The organism is Providencia stuartii (assembly GCF_029277985.1).
GTDB classification, from domain to species: domain Bacteria; phylum Pseudomonadota; class Gammaproteobacteria; order Enterobacterales; family Enterobacteriaceae; genus Providencia; species Providencia zhejiangensis.
Genome location: NZ_CP119546.1, coordinates 1,197,371 through 1,216,121, shown reverse-complemented (window position 1 = coordinate 1,216,121; position 18,751 = coordinate 1,197,371). Strand labels below are relative to the sequence as shown.

The 18,751-nt window shown below is 38.2% G+C and carries 15 protein-coding genes; 7 read left to right on the top strand and 8 right to left on the bottom strand.

Annotated elements, in window-relative coordinates:
- The first annotated feature begins 46 nt into the window (after positions 1-46).
- Positions 47-202: a hypothetical protein gene (locus tag P2E05_RS05215; RefSeq protein ID WP_196713438.1), complete on the top strand. Its 156-nt coding sequence runs from the start codon at positions 47-49 to the stop codon at positions 200-202.
- A 167-nt stretch (positions 203-369) separates the two neighbouring features.
- Here P2E05_RS05215 and P2E05_RS05210 read toward each other — a convergent pair whose 3' ends face one another.
- Positions 370-840 (bottom strand): WG repeat-containing protein, encoded by a 471-nt coding sequence (locus P2E05_RS05210; RefSeq protein WP_154622260.1) that lies wholly within the window; start codon positions 838-840, stop codon positions 370-372.
- A 337-nt stretch (positions 841-1,177) separates the two neighbouring features.
- On the opposite strand from P2E05_RS05210, the gene P2E05_RS05205 reads away from it, so the two are divergent.
- Entirely contained in the window at positions 1,178-2,785 is a 1,608-nt protein-coding gene (locus P2E05_RS05205; protein WP_272658031.1) for a GMC family oxidoreductase, read from the top strand.
- 50 nt (positions 2,786-2,835) lie between these two features.
- Here P2E05_RS05205 and purT read toward each other — a convergent pair whose 3' ends face one another.
- The 3 genes from purT to P2E05_RS05190 all read right to left on the bottom strand — a co-directional run bounded on the left by purT (position 2,836) and on the right by P2E05_RS05190 (position 6,110).
- Positions 2,836-4,014, bottom strand: coding sequence for a formate-dependent phosphoribosylglycinamide formyltransferase (gene purT, locus P2E05_RS05200; RefSeq protein ID WP_272658030.1), 1,179 nt, complete (start codon positions 4,012-4,014; stop codon positions 2,836-2,838).
- A 111-nt stretch (positions 4,015-4,125) separates the two neighbouring features.
- Entirely contained in the window at positions 4,126-5,052 is a 927-nt protein-coding gene (rarD, locus tag P2E05_RS05195; protein ID WP_272658029.1) for an EamA family transporter RarD, read from the bottom strand.
- Positions 5,053-5,165: 113 nt separating this feature from the next.
- Entirely contained in the window at positions 5,166-6,110 is a 945-nt protein-coding gene (locus tag P2E05_RS05190) for an aminoimidazole riboside kinase (RefSeq protein WP_272658028.1), read from the bottom strand.
- A gap of 239 nt (positions 6,111-6,349) precedes the next feature.
- Here P2E05_RS05190 and P2E05_RS05185 point away from each other — a divergent pair, with 239 nt between their 5' ends.
- Positions 6,350-7,804: a glycoside hydrolase family 32 protein gene (locus P2E05_RS05185; protein WP_269204879.1), complete on the top strand. Its 1,455-nt coding sequence runs from the start codon at positions 6,350-6,352 to the stop codon at positions 7,802-7,804.
- A 43-nt stretch (positions 7,805-7,847) separates the two neighbouring features.
- Here the strand turns inward: P2E05_RS05185 and P2E05_RS05180 are convergent, their stop codons facing one another.
- On the bottom strand, positions 7,848-8,843 hold the full coding sequence (locus tag P2E05_RS05180) for a LacI family DNA-binding transcriptional regulator (protein WP_163860812.1): 996 nt from the start codon (positions 8,841-8,843) through the stop codon (positions 7,848-7,850).
- A 479-nt stretch (positions 8,844-9,322) separates the two neighbouring features.
- Between P2E05_RS05180 and P2E05_RS21630 the strand changes: the two genes are divergently transcribed.
- The gene (locus P2E05_RS21630; protein ID WP_154635725.1) at positions 9,323-9,952 is read left to right on the top strand and encodes a response regulator transcription factor; all 630 of its coding nucleotides are present in this window, start codon (positions 9,323-9,325) and stop codon (positions 9,950-9,952) included.
- Positions 9,953-10,622: 670 nt separating this feature from the next.
- Positions 10,623-12,068, top strand: coding sequence for a dihydroxyacetone kinase phosphoryl donor subunit DhaM (gene dhaM / locus P2E05_RS05170; protein WP_272658027.1), 1,446 nt, complete (start codon positions 10,623-10,625; stop codon positions 12,066-12,068).
- Between the two features lie 199 nt (positions 12,069-12,267).
- Here the strand turns inward: dhaM and P2E05_RS05165 are convergent, their stop codons facing one another.
- Together P2E05_RS05165 and rimO are read right to left on the bottom strand one after the other, a co-directional pair.
- Positions 12,268-12,915 (bottom strand): helix-turn-helix domain-containing protein, encoded by a 648-nt coding sequence (locus tag P2E05_RS05165; RefSeq protein WP_230085792.1) that lies wholly within the window; start codon positions 12,913-12,915, stop codon positions 12,268-12,270.
- 242 nt (positions 12,916-13,157) lie between these two features.
- A complete protein-coding gene (rimO, locus tag P2E05_RS05160) occupies positions 13,158-14,492 on the bottom strand; it encodes a 30S ribosomal protein S12 methylthiotransferase RimO (protein ID WP_154622567.1) in 1,335 nt (444 codons plus the stop codon).
- 236 nt (positions 14,493-14,728) lie between these two features.
- Here rimO and P2E05_RS05155 point away from each other — a divergent pair, with 236 nt between their 5' ends.
- Positions 14,729-15,685, top strand: a complete 957-nt coding sequence (locus P2E05_RS05155; RefSeq protein ID WP_272658026.1) for a hypothetical protein — start codon at positions 14,729-14,731, stop codon at positions 15,683-15,685.
- Between the two features lie 558 nt (positions 15,686-16,243).
- Positions 16,244-17,452 carry a retropepsin-like aspartic protease gene (locus P2E05_RS05150; protein WP_154635724.1) on the top strand — a complete coding sequence of 403 codons (1,209 nt, stop codon included), beginning with the start codon at positions 16,244-16,246 and terminating at the stop codon, positions 17,450-17,452.
- Positions 17,453-17,581: 129 nt separating this feature from the next.
- On the opposite strand, the gene P2E05_RS05145 is transcribed toward P2E05_RS05150, so the two are convergent.
- Positions 17,582-18,511, bottom strand: a complete 930-nt coding sequence (locus tag P2E05_RS05145) for a haloacid dehalogenase-like hydrolase (RefSeq protein ID WP_154625016.1) — start codon at positions 18,509-18,511, stop codon at positions 17,582-17,584.
- Between the last annotated feature and the right edge of the window lie 240 nt (positions 18,512-18,751).

The window sequence follows — 18,751 nt, the reverse complement described above, 5'->3', positions numbered from 1 at the left end:
AACGTACTTTTTTCGTGTTTTATTGACTTATCAAGGACAAACTAATTTGAAAGAGCGTAATGTTGTCGCAGTTAAGTCTGTTTTTGGCAGCCGTTATCACCATGTGTTAAGAAAAAGTTTGAGCTCTGCCATGGTTTATATGGTAGAAAATATCTATTTAAGAATGGCTAAAGTAAGCGTGAGCGGTTACATACAAAATTAAGCGGTCAAATTTTCACTGTGAATGGTTTTATTAGAAGAAAAAAGACCGCAGAAGTGTGATTTACTTAACAATAAACATTTATTATCAATAAGTTAATCATATTAATTGAAATGATAAAAATAAAACAATTTGTTACGTAGAAGCAATATAAACATCGCTATCATCATTTAGTGATTGGGCTTTACCGTGCGACCATTCAAATCAATCCATTTCCATTGACCGCCAGTCCACCAGCTATGTTCACCAGCCGTTTCGGTTTTGCAGCCTATCCCCACATTCGCGATACCATTTTCAAATGGATAAGCACAATCATATTCTGCGGCGATGACAATATCCCCTGTCTTTGCGTCAGCAAAACCAATTTTGTCGCCCTGTCGAATACGATAAACCCCCTCCTGAGCTTCATCAGGCCAATTATCAAAATAATAAGGTCGGTAAACCTCATTCCCCTGCCGGTCAATCACAATTACGCCCTGTTTAGGCTGGTTTTTTAAACAATAACGATAGGCAGAATCGGCTTCAAAACAGTTTAATGGTTTATCAGGTTGCTCCAGAAACTGAGCAAATTGTTCCGACAATGAATTGGCAAATGATATCGCGGGTATCACGATTAACATAACTATTAAACGTTTAATCATTTTTATTTCTTTTTAGAGCTAAATAAGTTGACCTCAATATACTGGGTATTACTGATCGTTAAACTAAGAATAGAATGAAAATGAGCCAATCAGATCATGGGAAAATTCCCCCAATAAATTCATTTACTTATTAATTATAATAAGAGAAATACAATTTTAAGAATTACATTAATGAGAAAAAACAACAGCATAATAGCTTCAGCAAGCCATTTCCGAGTAGCCAATTTGAACCACTTCACATAAACATCATATTATTCACACGTTAATAAAATAAAGAGTTATTGTTAATAAAACGAAATTCAATGATGACAAAAATGTCACTTCGTCAGGGGAATCTATGAATAATAACAATTATGATTACATCATTGTTGGAGCAGGTTCTGCGGGATGTGTTATTGCCGCACGCCTTATCAAAGAAACACAATCACGGGTTTTGCTCCTTGAAGCCGGCGGCAATGACAATCATCTGTATATCCGTATGCCTGCGGGCGTTGCCAAAATTATTGCTCAAAAGAGCTGGCCTTATGAAACCGAGCCTGAACCTCATGCAAACAATCGAAAAATGCAGATAGCACAAGGCAAAGTCCTTGGCGGTAGCAGCTCGGTCAATGGCATGATTTATATTCGAGGCCAAAAACAAGACTATGATAACTGGGCCCAAGTCTATGGCTGTGATGGCTGGAGCTATCAAGACGTTCTACCTTGGTTTAAAAAAGCAGAACAAAATGAAAGTTTATCTGATAGCTATCACGGCACCTCAGGCCCTCTGCCTGTCAGTGAAAATCGTTATCGTCACCCTCTTTCCATGGCATTTATTCGGGCAGCCCAAGAACAGGGCCTACCCTATGTCAGCGACCTTAATGGTGAAAGCCAACAAGGGGTCAGTTTCTATCAAACAACGACTAAAAATGGAGAGAGAGCCAGCACCTCAAAAACATACCTCAAAAGTGTAGCTCAAAGCGATAAGCTCACTGTAAAACTCAATAAACAAGTTAACCGTATCATTATTCGTGATGGGGAAGCGGTAGGAGTGGCTTATCAAGGAAACGATGGTCATGAAATAGAAGTATTCGCACAGAAAGAAGTTATTATCTGTGCCGGCGCAATGGGCTCCGCTAAGTTATTAATGTTATCAGGGATTGGTCCACAAGATCATCTTAGTACGCTCGGTATTGAAACTATCGTGGATCTTCCTGTTGGCAAGAATTTCCATGACCATCTACATATGTCTATTAATGTCACAACCAAAGATCCCATTAGCCTTTTCGGGGCAGATCAAGGGATTAATGCCTTGAAGCATGGATTTCAATGGCTCGCTTTTCGCAGTGGTTTATTAGCCTCGAACGTACTCGAAGGCGCTGCATTTATCGATAGCTGTGGTCAAGGCCGCCCAGATGTGCAAATCCATTTTTTACCTATTCTCGATAGTTGGGATGATGTTCCTGGCGAGCCGCTTCCCGCTACACATGGATTTACCTTAAAAGTGGGCTATTTACAGCCGAAATCACGCGGGGAATTACTGCTGCGTAGTCAAGATCCTCAAGCCCCTCTGAAAATTCATGCCAACTACTTAGCTTCTCCAGAAGATATGGAAGGTTGTAAGCGTGCCGTCAAATTCGGTTTGCAAGTTCTTGAATCAGAAGCTTTGCAAGCGGTCAGTAAAGAAACACTGATGCCACCAGCACAAGTCCGCGATGATGATGCTGCATTAGAAGAGTTTGTACGTAATTTCTGTAAAACGGTCTATCACCCCGTTGGTAGTTGCCGTATGGGAAAAGACGCAGCAACCTCTGTTACTGATTTACGCTTACGAGTTCATGGTATCAACAAACTCCGTGTTATTGATTGCTCTGTTATGCCTGAAATTCCAAGTGGCAACACCAACGCACCAACAATCATGATCGCCGAACGCGGTGCTGCCATGATCATACAAGATAATCACTAATGAGCGAATACTAAGCCACAATTTATTCACTCATACATTGTGGCTTTTCGTTAACCACTCACATTAACCGTTTGAGCCGCTTTTTTCGCCATATAGAGCGCATTATCAATCGAATCAGCTATTGCGAGTGCAACCCCTAAACGGCGAGTTCCTGCTATTTCAGGTTTTCCAAATAGACGCAATTGAATATCAGAACCCAGCGCTTGTTTAAGCCCTGAAAAAACAATATTTTGACTATGTAATTCAGGCAAAATAACCGCTGATGCACTGGGTCCATATTGGCGGATCATGCCAATAGGTAAGCCTAAAAATGCACGCACATGTAAAGCAAACTCGGATAAATTTTGTGAGATGAGTGTGACCATTCCAGTATCATGTGGTCGGGGAGAAACTTCATTAAAAATGATATCGTCACCACATACAAATAACTCGACTCCAAACAAACCATATCCACCTAATGCCGTAACAATCTTTGCAGCGACCTCCTGCGCATTTTGCAACGCTTTTTCGCTCATATGCTGTGGTTGCCATGATTCACGATAATCACCTTTTTCTTGGCGATGCCCAACAGGTGCACAAAAATGAATACCGTCACTTGCGCTGACCGTTAACATGGTGATTTCAAAATCAAAATGCACCATTTTCTCAACAATCACACGTCCTTGACCGGTGCGCCCACCCTCTTGTGAGTAGTGCCATGCAGATTCAAGCTCTTGTTCACAACGAATGACACTTTGTCCTTTACCTGAAGAGCTCATGACTGGCTTCACAATACATGGAAAACCTATCTCATTGGCAGCATTGATAAAATCAGTTTGCGTTTCAACAAACCGATAATCTGAAGTGGGCAAACCCAGTTCTTCTGCTGCAAGTTTACGTATGCCTTCACGGTTCATTGTTAAATAAACCGCATGTGCAGAAGGCACCACTTTTTGTCCTTGCTGTTCTAATTCCACAAGGGTTTTTGTCGCGATGGCTTCAATTTCTGGAACAATAAAATCGGGTTTTTCTTGCGCTACCAGCTGGCGAATCGCATCGCTATCTAACATGTTAATGGTATAGCAACGATGAGCAACGTGCATTGCAGGCGCATTGTCATAACGATCGACCGCAATAACCTCAATGCCCAAACGCTGACATTCAATAGCCACTTCTTTTCCTAGCTCACCTGAACCGAGTAACATAACTTTTGTTGCAGAAGGACAAAGTGCTGTACCTAATTGATTCATGATAGATAACCTTGTATGCAAATATGCCAATTTAATGACGAAGATTATATACGCAATCGTTTGCTTTAACCACTAAAGATCTGAGCAATCTCTCCCATCTCAAATAATACATTACAGTTTTGGTGTTTTATCGCGCCCAGTAACGTAAGGAACCCGTTTATGGTATTCGTTGTAACGCTTATGCAATAAAGCAATAATGCAGCAGAGTAACCCCAACCAAATTAATGAGAAACTGACTCCTTTTACCCAATCAAATAGCTCATTAAATAAGAATACCGCCAGTAAAAATTGAATTGTCGGTTCAATATATTGTGCCAGTCCGATTACCGTCAATGTCGTGCGCTTAATTGCGGCGGTAAAAAACAGTAATGGAATAATCGTGACAGGAGCGGCGAGCATATAGAGTAGTTTAATTTGCCAATCCCCTGCGGCTACAGCACTACTCTCATTAACAGAGAGCCACCACGTGATCCCACCAGCAACAGGCAGTAACCAAATAGCTTCAATAAATAGTGAAGTAATAACATCGAAACGAATGAATTTACGGATCAAACCATAAACCGCAAAAGCACTGCCCATCACCAATGCAAGTAAAGGTAATTCACCATACTGCAAAATTTGAAAGCAAACGCCCGAAAAAATGAGTAATACCGCCATCTTTTCCGCGACAACAAGCCTTTCGTGTAAAAAAACAACGCCGAGTAAAATGGAAAATAAAGGATTAATAAAATAACCAAGACTCGCGGCTAGCACTTGCCCATGGGTTAAAGCATAGGTGAATGCGCCCCATGATATCGCCATAATCGCCGAACTAAATAGGCACAAAATTATCGAACGTTTATCCGCCCATACTTGTTGCCAAGCCGTTTTATTTTTAATCATCAGACGGATCAGTAATAAAAAAGGGATCGACCAAATTACACGTTGAGCCAATAACTCTAAAGGTTCTGCTCCGGGTAATAAACGGTAAAAAAGTGGCGTGATCCCCCAAAGAATATAAGAAAAGATAGCTAATACTACCCCTGATCTTAGTAGCATAATTAATCCAAAATAGATGTTTTACAGATAAAATTTTACTGCCAGTATCATACGCTTTTATCTATTAATTTGAATTAATTAACATCACTATTCACATTAATATAGTCTTAGTTTTAAAGCTCTCGAATATGTAATGGTGGTTGCTGATTAATAAACAGAGTTAACTCTTTCTGCGTTGGCGCCGCACTTATTGCCCCCTTACGCGTCGTTGCTAGCGCCCCACAAGCAGTAGCTTGAGTGATAATATTCATCAAATATTCCTCATTATCACTTAACCCAGCCTGAGCAATCGCTGCAAGCAGTCCTGCCATAAATGCATCTCCCGCCCCTGTGGTATCAACACTTTCAACCCGAAATGCACTCATACCTATTTGTTGGTTATGCGTCAAAACGATGCAGCCTTTGGCTCCCTGAGTGATAACTTTCAAACGAGCAGGATACCGTTTAAGCTTCTCGATGGCATTATCTAAGCTAAGATCATCAACCAACCACAACAGTTCTTCTTCTGAAAGTTTCAGTATATCCGCCTGATAAGCAAATTGGTCGACCCTTGTATGCATTTCAATAGGATCTGACCACATTTGAGGACGAATATTAATATCAAAACTGAGTAATCCCCCCGCTTGTTTAAGTTGCTCAATAGCCGCAGTTAATGAAGTGCGACACACAGGATGCACCAGTGCCAATGAGCAAAAATGCAATATCGCTTTTTCAAATGCAGGTAGATTTTTATGACTTAAGAACTGATCCGCCGACGGCGAGACTAAAAAAGAAAATTCACGTTCCCCATTTTCTTGTAAAGACACTAAAACGGTGCTGGTATGATATTTTTCATCAAATTCCATCGCACGGGTATCGACCCCCATATCAAATAACGTCTTTTGCATAAAATGGCCAAAAGCATCTTCACCAACACGTCCAATAAAACCGCTAGGCTGTCCTAGCTTAGCAACTCCCGCTGCAACATTGACAGGAGCGCCACCAGCACAAGCTTCATATTGCATACTGTGCAAAGGAATTAAATCAACGACTGCATCTCCTAAAGACCAAACTTTCATAGGCTCTCCATCTCGACAATGAGTGACTCAACTAGCAATCATCACAATTAAAACAAATTAATGCTAGAAACTGCTTTTTGTTAACGTTAACATGATTTGTATTGAGTATAAATAAAAAACAGTTCGTAACGCGTGCGTTAGGTCACACCATCACATGATACGAATCACACTCCATTAAATAACCCAATATTCCACAACGATTGTATAGATAGAAATCATTAGTAACGAAAGGAACCATGATGAAACAGCGTATTCACCAAGCATCGATAGCACTTGAAATAGCGAGACAATCTCTCAACAGGCAGTTTTATCCTGAATATCATCTTGCAACCTACGCCGGCTGGCTGAATGATCCTAATGGGCTCATTTATCATGATGGGTTATATCATGCATTCTACCAGCATCATCCTTACAGCGCTGACTGGGGACCTATGCATTGGGGACATGCGACAAGTAAAGATATGATCCACTGGTCACATCAACCTATCGCGCTTGCTCCTGGTGATGAATATGATCGTGATGGATGCTTTTCAGGATCAGCCGTCAGTGATGAAGGCAAGTTATACTTATTTTATACTGGCCATATTTGGTTATCCAATGCAGGAGATGACAGCCAAATCTATCAAGCGCAATGTTTGGCCATAAGTCATGATGGTATTCATTTTGAAAAACACGGCGTCGTGATCCCTTCGCCTGAAGGTTACATGCATTTTCGAGACCCTAAAGTTTGGTTTCAGGATTCACGCTGGTGGATGGTTGTTGGCGCAAGAGATAGTCTCGATCAAGGACAAATTTTGCTCTTTAGCACCGATGACTTACTGAACTGGCCTGAAGAGTACCAAATACTGGCTAAAACAGACGATAAAAATGTTTATATGTGGGAATGCCCTGACTTTTTCCCGTTAGGCGAGCAATTCATCACACTATTTTCTCCTCAAGGAAAAAAACCATCTGGGCATCAATATCGAAATCGCTTTCAAAATGGTTATCTCGTCGGGAATTGGGCGCCCGATCAATCTTATGAAATAACCAATCATTTTGCTGAAATCGATTTTGGTCATGATTTTTATGCGCCACAAACTTTTTTAGCTGAAGATGGCCGCCGTATTGCTATCGCGTGGATGGATATGTGGGAGAGCCATATGCCAACAAAAGCGCACGGCTGGGCAGGCAGCTTTACTGTACCTAGAGAATTAACGTTAAACGCCCAAGGAAAGGTGCTGGTCAATCCGATCAAAGAGTTACAATCATTAAGACAACAAGCGGTTAACCTCTCCGCTTGTACACTGGAAAAAAATAGCACGCTGCCGATTTACCATGATGCTATCGCGTGTGAAATTGAATTAATTTGGGATTTACAAAACAGTCCCGCTGAAAAATTTGGTTTTTGGCTTGGTAACGGTACACAGTTTTTTATTGATGGACAGACACAGCAATTAACCTTATCCCGCCACTATCCTGAACATATCATCAGCGATTACCGTAGCGCCCCACTCCCACAAACTCGCTATCTCACCATACGTGCTTTTATTGATAGATCGAGCCTTGAAGTATTTATTAATGAAGGTGAAATGTGTTTTACCAGTCGAATTTATCCACAAGAAGGCGAGCGGGCTTTGACACTGTTTACAATTAACCAAAGTGCAAAGTTGATCAAAGGAACATTGTGGCCACTAAAAAGTGTCGCTGAATGATATGACCTGCGAGGATCGCTGATATCAGAGCGATCCTATCTCGTTAAAGAGATTCCCTATCGAGTAAATCACAAGAGACATATTGTGTCCCATTATTTTTCCTTTGCTCAATAATATGTAATGCGGCTTGTTGCCCTAATTGATAATGCGGCAATACAACGGTGCTTAATGGCGGATAAAATAGCTCTCCTACACCGATCATATTGTCATAGCCTAATACAGCAACATCCTCTGGGATACGTAACCCTTTACTCAGTAAAACTTGATAAGTTAAAAAAGCAATACGGTCATTACCACAAACCACCACATCAAAATCAGGTTTCGCTTGCTTGCAATGTCGATTGATAAGATCAATCACATCACGATAGTGTTCATCCCCTAATGCTAAATGATACTGCTTTAAGGACTCCTCCCGTAGACCAGCACAACGCCATGCAGACTCCACAGCCTCTCTACGCGTTTTTCCTGCCACTGTTTCTTGCGGAATATATAAACAAAGGGGTTTTCTATAACCTTTTTCAATCAGCCGACATATCGCCTGATATTGACCATTGTAGTCATCAGGAATATAGGCAGGAAAACGATTTTGAGGGTCGATGCAATTCGCCAGCACTAAATGACTTTTATGCAGTCCTTCTGGAATAGTGACTTCACGTAATCCCATCGTTGTATAAATAATACCATCCGGCCGCTGAGACAATAATTGCCTTACGGCTCGTTCATTGTCTTCATTTGATGTGATGTTAACCACAAAACTACTCCAGCCAAATTGCCTTGCTGTCTGTTCTATTGAAAGAATGACCTCGACTGAGTATGGTGTCGTCGCTGTATCAAGCGCTAAAACACCCACGGTAGATATTTTCGAGCCTTTCCCTCGAATTTTTCTAGCCGAAAAATCAGGAACATAATTTAATGTTTGAATGGCTTGCTGCACCTGCTTAAGCGTCTCAGGTTTCAGCAGCTCGGGATTATTGATAGCTCTTGACACGGTCATTAGTGAAACATTAGCAAGTCGAGCTACATCTTTTAAAGAAGCCATTAAGTATTTTCACTCAGCCAGATATTAATAAATAAAAATTCTAACATGATAAAGATAAAAATCACCTACAGGAGTGATTAAATAACCTTGTTATTATCACGAATGAAACTATACTAAAATCTAGCAATAAGGCTTTTTATGACTACTATTTTACGATATTATCGTTCCATTACATAAAAAATTTTTATAACATGTCAGTAATATTTGATGTAGTTAATAAAAAGTAAGTGTAAATACTTATTATTTTGTCAGTCATTTATTAATTCTTACTCACTGACACAAACGTTAACCATTATTTCTACTTTTATATTAAATTTACCTAGCTGTGAAATATAATATAAATTAAGGTCTGTAAATACATTAATAATAAAACTAAAAAATTAGCAAGAAAATATTACCATTGGCTTACTTAGCCATCTGGTTCTACCTATTTTTTCAAAATTATATGAATATCAAATCAGTGTAACAGGAGTATGGTGATGAATAACACCATTCACGTAATCATAGAAAATGATAATGTCATTAAGAATAAACTGAAACTAATGATGGAATCTTTTGGTTTTAATTTTAAGTTCTATAATGACGAAACGTTATTTACAAGTAATTATACGTACCCTCAAGAAGAAGGAGCTAAAGAGTGTGTATTAATATTCTTAAACAATGAAAATAACCATATTGGCAGATTGAATAATATCGACGGCTCACTCGGTATTATCCCATTTATCGTCCTCTCCGAAAAACCATCCGTAGAACTTTGCCGTGAAAGTTTTAAATCTGGTGCCTTTGATTTCTTTTCATTCCCATTTAAAGATTCTGATATCGTCCATGCGATAAACAATGCGATGGAACACTTTGTTAGTGAACATGCAGAACTCAATAAATACAACAAATTAACCGATAAATTTGATCGGCTTTCCAATCGAGAAAAAGAGATCATGGACATGATCCTTGAAGGCAATACAAGCAAGGAAACCGCTGAAAAATTAGCCCTTTCCCCTAGAACCGTTGAAGTACACCGATCAAATATTTATACAAAACTCGGTATAAAATCGTTACCGCAATTAATACAAGAATATGAGTATATAAATACATACTCTAGGAATTTATGAACTCATTGTTCATCAATGATTACTGTAGATAAAATTAATTTAGCTATTAATTAATCAGAAAATTTAACTATTTAATATAGTTTTATTTCAAATATTAAGATTTTACAGCTTTAATCACTATAGTTCATTTATATGGCTAGATTAATGGCATAGGCTGTCGTCTGTTTACTTACAACGTACAGCCTTCTTCGCTTATATCGTAATCTTACTTAGAAAAATTATTACTTACGTGATGAAATTATTTCGCATATTATTTCTATATCACTAAGTAATATTAATCATGGCCGTACAAGTTACAACCATTAATTTTAAAACTAAGTTACCGCTTTGTGAAATGTTATTATCTGAAAATTCACTTAGTATAAAAAAACAGTTCAAAATCGATATCTTAACATCAATCGTTAGTCAATAATTTTACCCTCCCTTCATTTTTAAATGACGATATTCATTAGTTGGAAACTTTAATATTACATCTAAAGTGAAATAAAACATTTTGTCTCCAAATGGCTATGCCATCGTCATTATTAAGAATATTCGTTAAATTATTTGTGATTTGTAAGTGTCTTAATCTTTATTGCTAAATATCAGCAGAAGCTCTCTCTTTTTTTCGTAACATTACTTATTATAAATCGATATCTATCGCCGCTAAGACTCACCAGAGGAGAAGAATATGATTGGTCTCATTATTGTTTCTCATAGCAAATTGCTTGCTGATGGGGTGCTCCAACTCGCAGAACAGATACAGAATAAACAGCATTGTCAGATAATCACTGCGGCGGGTGTTGATGATGACACCCACCCTATTGGTACAGATGCAGTGAAAGTCATGGAGGCGATCGAAACCCTAGCAGATGCTACAGCGATTATTTTATTAATGGACTTAGGTAGCGCATTACTCAGTGCAGAAACTGCTCTCGACCTCATTGACGCTGAATTGGCAAAAAAAGTGCATTTGTGCAGTGCACCTTTAGTCGAAGGAGCCATTGCTATCACGGCCTCTGCATCTACTGGTGCGTCAATTGATACAATTTTAAATGAAGCACGCCAAGCGCTTTATCCAAAACAACAGCAATTGAATGAGGCTAACGACATAACAGAGAAAGAAACACCAGCGCCTAGCAGCTTCTCTGAAAAAGCCATGATGACGGAATGGTTGGTACAGAATCCTTCAGGACTTCATATTCGCCCTGCGGCTAAATTGGCAACATTACTTTCAGGTTTTAAAGCAAAACTGGAATTACAAAACAACGAAAAGCGTGCGGATGCTAAAAGCATGAACCAAATCGCGCTATTACAGGTTCATCAAGGGGATAAAATTAGGCTTATTGCAGAAGGAGTGGATAGCCAAGAAGCTATCGACGCATTTAATCAACTGGCACAACAACACTTTGGTGATAATATCAGCACATCAAATGCGAATTCACTGATAGGAAAAGCCGCTTATGTTCCTTCCGTAACCGGATTTGCCTATCATATCCCTGAAAATAGCAAACTTTGCACTTCCTCTTATCAAGGCAGTAAACATGAGCTAGAGACGGCAACTCAAGCCATTAAAAGACTACAAAGACAGTTAAATACCCTAGCTGATTCACTCGCTGAGACTTATGGAAAAGAGATTGCCAATATTTTTCATGGCCACAGTGTATTATTAGATGACGATGATCTTATCGATTCCATTAAGCAAAAAATAGAACATGAATCGATAACGGCCTATGATGCCATATCCCAAGTATTTAGTGAAATATCAGAACAGTACCAACAACTCGATGATGACTATTTGCAAGCGCGATTTATTGATATTGATGACTTAAAAAACCAGCTACTTATGTCAATATCGTCGGCATCCTCCTCCCCTTTGGTGCTTTCTGAGCCGACAATCCTTCTGACTCATCACTTAGGTCCTTCAGAATTACTGCACTATAACAACGCTAACGTGGTCGGAATTGCTCTCGCTCAGGGGTCCCCTTATTCACACACCTGTATTATTGCAACCAAAATGGGGATCCCCATTTTAGTCAATCTTGGTGAGAAAATTGATGAAATTCCCGAAAATGCAAAATTAACGCTATCCGTTGCAACAGAAACATTAACTATTGGGGCGCCTATTTCTGCATAAATAAACGATACGGCTTGCGATGTTTTAAAGTCAGCATAATGTTCAACCATCGCAAGCCTCAACACAAGTCAGCCCAATGATGCGCAACAATACCTGCTAGCATTAACCCAAAATGATCCTTTTAAGCTTGTTAAGAAGACTGATGTTATCAAACCTATTTCCCCCTCTTCTAATGGCGTGAAACCGCTGCATCGAATTGCTACTTATATTCCTTGATGTCGATATCATACTGCTTCAACTTACGCCAGAGAGTCGTTCTTCCCATATTCAGCACTTGGTACATTTGCTGAATTTTTCCGTTACATAGCTTAGCAGCCTCAATAATTGCTGATTTTTCAATTTCATGAATATTCAGTCCTCTAACGCAGGTAGCGGCACAATTATCAAAAGTCATATCCTGCATCTGAAGGTGACACTTAATTTTTTCACTGATTTCACGGGCGATCGATTGGGTTAACGCAAGAAGAAGGGTGTTATTTACCGTCTGAGATGCCAAAATAATGATGGCAACGAGAGTTTCATTTTCACTAAGAATAGGCGCGAGATAATAAAAGGTTCCCTGCCATTTGATTGGATGCTTAAACAAGCTAAGTGGGGTTTCCTGCATGTCACAGGTTGCTAAAATATTGTGAATGAAAAAGGAGTTCTTCCAAATACGATTGGACCACAGCATCTCACCATAAGGTTCGATTAATGCAGTATCTATTACCAAATCGTTGATAGGTGACAAACCCTTTTCGATAGCAAGACTCGCAATATCAATTAACACGTCGGATGAAATAGTTCTTGCTATCTCTTCCTGTTCAGGAAAAATCACTGGAGATGAAAAATCAACAGACATAGCCATCCTTATACACCGATAAGTTATACTTTGATTATGTCTATTTTTTATTAAATTTTAATATCTCAAATCAAATAATCTATTGATAGATTTTTATCTATTGATCTAGAACAAAAAGTCAGGACATATCCAAATCAGAGATTATTACTGTCGCTGAGATAAAACGATTTCTTACTTATCCGATAAGAGTAAAATGCCCCAGTGATTGACATTCCAACGATTAGGGCACTTTACTGTTGATGTGCGGGTTATTCGTTAACGATCGACCCCCAGAGGTCATACTCATCAGCGTGTTCAATCAACACGTTAACAACATCACCGGGTTTCACTCCGAATTCACCATTCAAATAAACCATACCATCAATCTCAGGAGCATCAGCCATACTACGACCAATCGCGCCTTCATCATCGACTTCATCAATCATTACTGGTAAACGGCGGCCTATTTTTTCTTGTAATCTTTCGGTTGAAATCTGTTGCTGCAATTGCATAAAACGATGATAACGCTCTTCTTTAACATCCTCAGGAACTTGATCAGAAAGTTCGTTCGCTTTCGCCCCTTCAACTGGACTATATTTAAAGCAACCTACGCGATCAAGACGAGCCTCTTGCAAGAAATCGAGCAACATTTGGAAATCGTCTTCCGTTTCGCCGGGGAAGCCCACAATAAAGGTCGAACGTAACGTTAATTCAGGGCAGATTTCCCGCCAACGCTTGATGCGTTCGAGAGTTCTTTCTACTGCCCCAGGACGCTTCATTAACTTTAAAATCTTTGGACTCGCGTGCTGTAATGGAATATCCAAATAAGGAAGTACTTTACCTTCCGCCATTAAAGGAATGACATCATCAACATGTGGGTATGGGTAGACATAATGCAAACGTACCCACACGCCAAGTGATGCGAGCTGTTCACATAATCCAACCATACTGGTTTTTACCGGTTTACCATCCCAAAACCCCATGCGATGCTTAACATCAACACCATAAGCAGAAGTATCTTGAGAGATCACTAATAATTCTTTAACCCCTGATTCAACCAAGCGCTTTGCTTCATTTAATACATCCCCGATAGCACGACTATCTAAGTCACCACGCATTGATGGAATAATGCAGAATGTACAACGGTGATTACAACCTTCTGAAATTTTAAGGTAGGCATAATGTTTTGGTGTTAATTTAACACCTTGCTCAGGAACTAAACTTAGGAAAGGATCATGTTCTGGCTTTGGTACATAGTGATGAACATGATTGAGAACTTGTTCATAGCTATGAGGACCTGTGATTTCCAGCACTTTAGGATGAACTTCGCGAATTTGATTTTCTTTAGCGCCAAGACATCCAGTCACAATTACTTTGCCGTTTTCATTTAATGCTTCACCAATCGCTTCAAGCGATTCTTGAACCGCACTATCAATAAAACCGCAAGTATTAACAATAACCAAATCAGCATCATCATAACTTGGTACGACTTGATAGCCATCCGTACGTAGTTCAGTCAGGATGCGCTCAGAATCAACAAGATTTTTCGGGCAGCCAAGTGAAACGAAGCCAATTTTTGGCACCGGATTAGTATTTTGCGACATAACTCACTTCTTTTATTGTTTTAAAAAATGGGCTGGATTTTACCTGAAGTATAGTAGGAATTGTATAAATTTTTATCTATAAAACTATTTTTATTAAACGATTTATGCTTGGCGGATTTTGTCGATATAAAGCCAAAAACCATGAGCGCCTTTCTTGTTGATAGCTACAAAATTTAGCTTATGTTACCATTTGAATTCACTGAAAATAATTGATTACAACGACTCGCCTTTAGAAAATGAAAAAATACAATAACAAAAAACGTAAAAACAAAAGTCGAAATAGAAACCACGATAGCGACAACCGTCATATTGTTAGCACTGATAGTCGGAATCGTGATAATAGTACTCGCAACGAACATCGTCATTACACCCATTTAGAAACAATGGCTTACCCATTACCTAATGAATTAAAACTTCCTATAGGATCGATCATTGGACATGGTAATCAAACATTTACTTATTTTATATGGCTATTTTGTACTTTAATATGTGCATTGACTTCTCTTATTCTATGGAATGTTATCTCAGGAAGGTTCCTTTTTGTCACTATTGAGATCGTCCTATTAGTTTCATTTTATACTCTACTAAAACGATTTAATAAAACTGTTAGTTATTTTTCTATCGATAATAACGGATTTCGCTTTATTTGTGATCCATATCCAAACATGAACGTTGAAATACTCTGGGAAAATATTTGCTCTGAATATGTTGTTCATATCGAAACAGGCGGTAGATATAGTCCTAACTATCTTGTTTTTCAGTATAAAAACGCCTCAAATGAGAGTAAAGAATATAAATTACCCATCGAAAATTGGATTAACTATTCCCCCTTCTCTCCAGTAGAAAAAAGAAAATTGATGCTCAAAGCGCTACTTAAAGGGCTTGCGAGAATTCCTGATATCAAAATCAACCAACGTGTATTCACTAAACTCGGTATAGACCCACAAACATTTAAATTTGCACCATCAAAGAGAAGGTCAGAAAATATATATTGCATGATTTTGACCATCATCGTTTTAGGAATTTCATTGATGTTATGGCTATTTTTGGTCACAATTTTACCGCTTTCATGGGCTTTAGTTTTGTGCTTAGCCGCAACTGTGCTTATCGCTATTGGGGTAATTCTATTCTTTACTTGGCTTTATCCAGAATTCGAAGGCAATATCCGCTATATCAATGATATTAATAAATAATCATCTTAACTGTAGCATTTTTTTCATTTGGGCAACCAAGTGACATGAAGCCAATTTTTGGCGCCGGATTGGTATTTTGCGACTTAACTCACGTCTGTTATTGGGTTAAAAATGAGCCGAGTTTTACCTGACGTATATTTTAGCGCTATAAATCGCTTTTTCAGCAGAGCCATAGACTCTTATAGCGGCTCAATTCGCAGTTCATCTGTAGTGATCACATTAGCCGTCCGATAGATGATCGTTCTATTCTGAAAATCTTTCCGCGAGATAACCTCCCCTTAATTGATCGTAACTCTGTCTATAACGAGAATAAAACATCCTTAGTCAGCACGATAACGAGTTAAAAAATAAGCTTATTTATACGAAAAATGATGAGTGTTAATAAAATGAGATAGAATAAAGTATAAAAAAAATCGAACTAAAATTTATATTTAGCGGAAATTTAATCGTGTAACTAATGCTAAAAAGTATTGATTATTGAGTTCTCGTTTATAAATTTATTCGTATAAAAAGCTATTATTTCATTGTGTGATAGATCATAAGATTATAGGGTAAACAATGCAAAACAAGGAGCCTGTCTTGGTAAAAAAATCCAATAAAATAATAAGTTACCTAGCGTTATTAATGATAACGGGTTGCTCTAACACGATAAAAAACCATGACCCTATACTTGTTAACGCTTTTCAAGACCAGTATGTTGATTATATTTTAGTTCCCGTCACGATAAATGGTGAGAAATACACATTTTTATTAGACACTGGCTCATCAACATCTGTTATTGATCAATCCTTGGTCAACAAATTAACAAGCAACCTTGATGCACCACCCGCCTTTTATCAAAAATACTTTAATGTCGTAAAAACTGTCAGTGATAATAAAAAAATGGCGGACGTTAATTTTGTTAATCCCATTTCCTTTTATATTGGGGAAAAGTACTTTAATGGCGGAGACTTCTGGGCTGCAAATGATCTTAGCCTGCTATCACAAATGGTAGGCGAAAATATTTCAGGGATACTCGGTATTGATATTTTTAGACGATTAAATTGGGAAATCGATAACAAAAATAAAGTATTAACGCTCTATGATAATCCTCCTAATATCAATAACTATGAGCAGTGTATTACATATGATGATTACACGCTTGGAGCTCCCTCTTTCAATGCTTACTTTGATGATAAGACCTATGTGAATGTTAAATTAGATACTGGATCCAAAGTGAGCTATTTGTCTTCTGAATTTTTAGATTATCTAAAAGAAAATAAAATCAATAAGATGGAAAAAATAGAACAATTTGATAATGCAATTACCATCGATTTTTCTGGTGTGAATAACAAAAAAGAAGATCTGTATCGAATTCAGCAAGTTCAATTAAATGATACTACACTCATCGACCAAAAATTTGCTGAAAATAATAATAATGCTTATGCTATTGGCATGTCTGCATTAGCTTCATTTGATAAATATCTATTATCGCCAGATAGAATGCTCATCTGCTATAATAGTCATAAATCCCCAGAGAAAGAATTGCAGGATATTAGAAAAATAAATATCCGGATGTTTAATAACAATATTGAATTCTTTTATAATAATGAGGATACCCTCGCTAAATACCCTATTCAAAATGGGGATGTTTTAATGAGTCTCAATGGGGTTTCATACCCAACAAAGGCTTTAGTCAAAGTGCAACATTTGATCAATACATTACCCAAAGGACAGCTATCTTTGGTTTTACGTCGACAAGGAACGTTAATAAAAGTCGATTTTTAAAATCCATATTGTTCCAATTTGATTAATCAAACACCATTTTAAAATGTTTAAATAACAAATAGATAGCTAATAGAAATAATCCGAATCACACCGTCAGATGATGTGATTCGGATTGCAAAATATGATTGATTAACGATTAATCGAACGAGCAATACGCGAGTAAGTGTGTCTCACACCACGAATAACAATGCCATAATTAAGAATGTTTTCAGGTAATGCAATACCGTTATAGCCTGAATCACCAATATGATGTAGATCTGTTCCTGCCATTTTGCACATCAACGCAATTTGACGGATGGTTTGTAAATCAGCGCCTTCTTGTGATGTTCCAATCGCTGTCATTGTTAATACACCTTGAGAATGACAGTAAGCCACCATCCTTTGCACAAATTCAGCTGAAATACCGGGTACCGTTCCCGGTGCGGGCAAAAGGATCACATCGGCACCGCTATCAATAAAACTTCGAATATCAACTTCTGTAATCAACTGCTCTGCTGACTCATTGAGAACACCAGCAGCGTGCATTTTTCCGGTAATTAAAATGACCTCTTCACCAACAACCGCTTTTAATTCTTTTAGACTTAAATTGATTTCTTGATTGGTGACTCCATTACCTGGATTGCCCGTTAGCACAATAATGTCAACGCCCATCTCCTTTAATTTTATTGCGTTTTTTACCGTGGCTAAACGGCCTTCAGAAATCTTCCACTGCACATCCTGATTGGGATTATTAAACCCCGCAGGAACAGGTTCCAGATTTACGCCAATGGCTCGACCTGTAAGGTGTTTTAAAGTCCGGATAATCTCTTGTGGTTCTATATTTGAAGGGAGACCTTGCACAACCGGATTATCAACATCAAAAATATTCAATAATAAAATATCCGCCCCTTGACTTGCGGCAAGCTCCGCATTTGTCACATTCATTAAAACAGGCTGTATCGTACCAATGGTTTCAGAAACCAAAAGACGCCCTTCACTCCCCTTAATGGCTTCTAATAACGCCTTTTTATTCATGCGCGATATTTCAGAAGCGGTACAATCAAGATAACGTTTTTGCATGCTTTACACCTTTATTTATTCGTAGGCTAATAATAAATAAACTCTGTTCAATTTATCGTGACATATAATCAATAAGCTGAATACATTTTGGCTCAAAAGATATTTTTCAAAAAATAATAACTTTCCTACTGTAACTATTTTTCTAAAACTTTTCATATATTTGGCTATAAATTAAATTTTTGGCCTCAAACTTTAACTTGAACAGCATGAATAATAATGATTATCATTGCGTTCCAATAA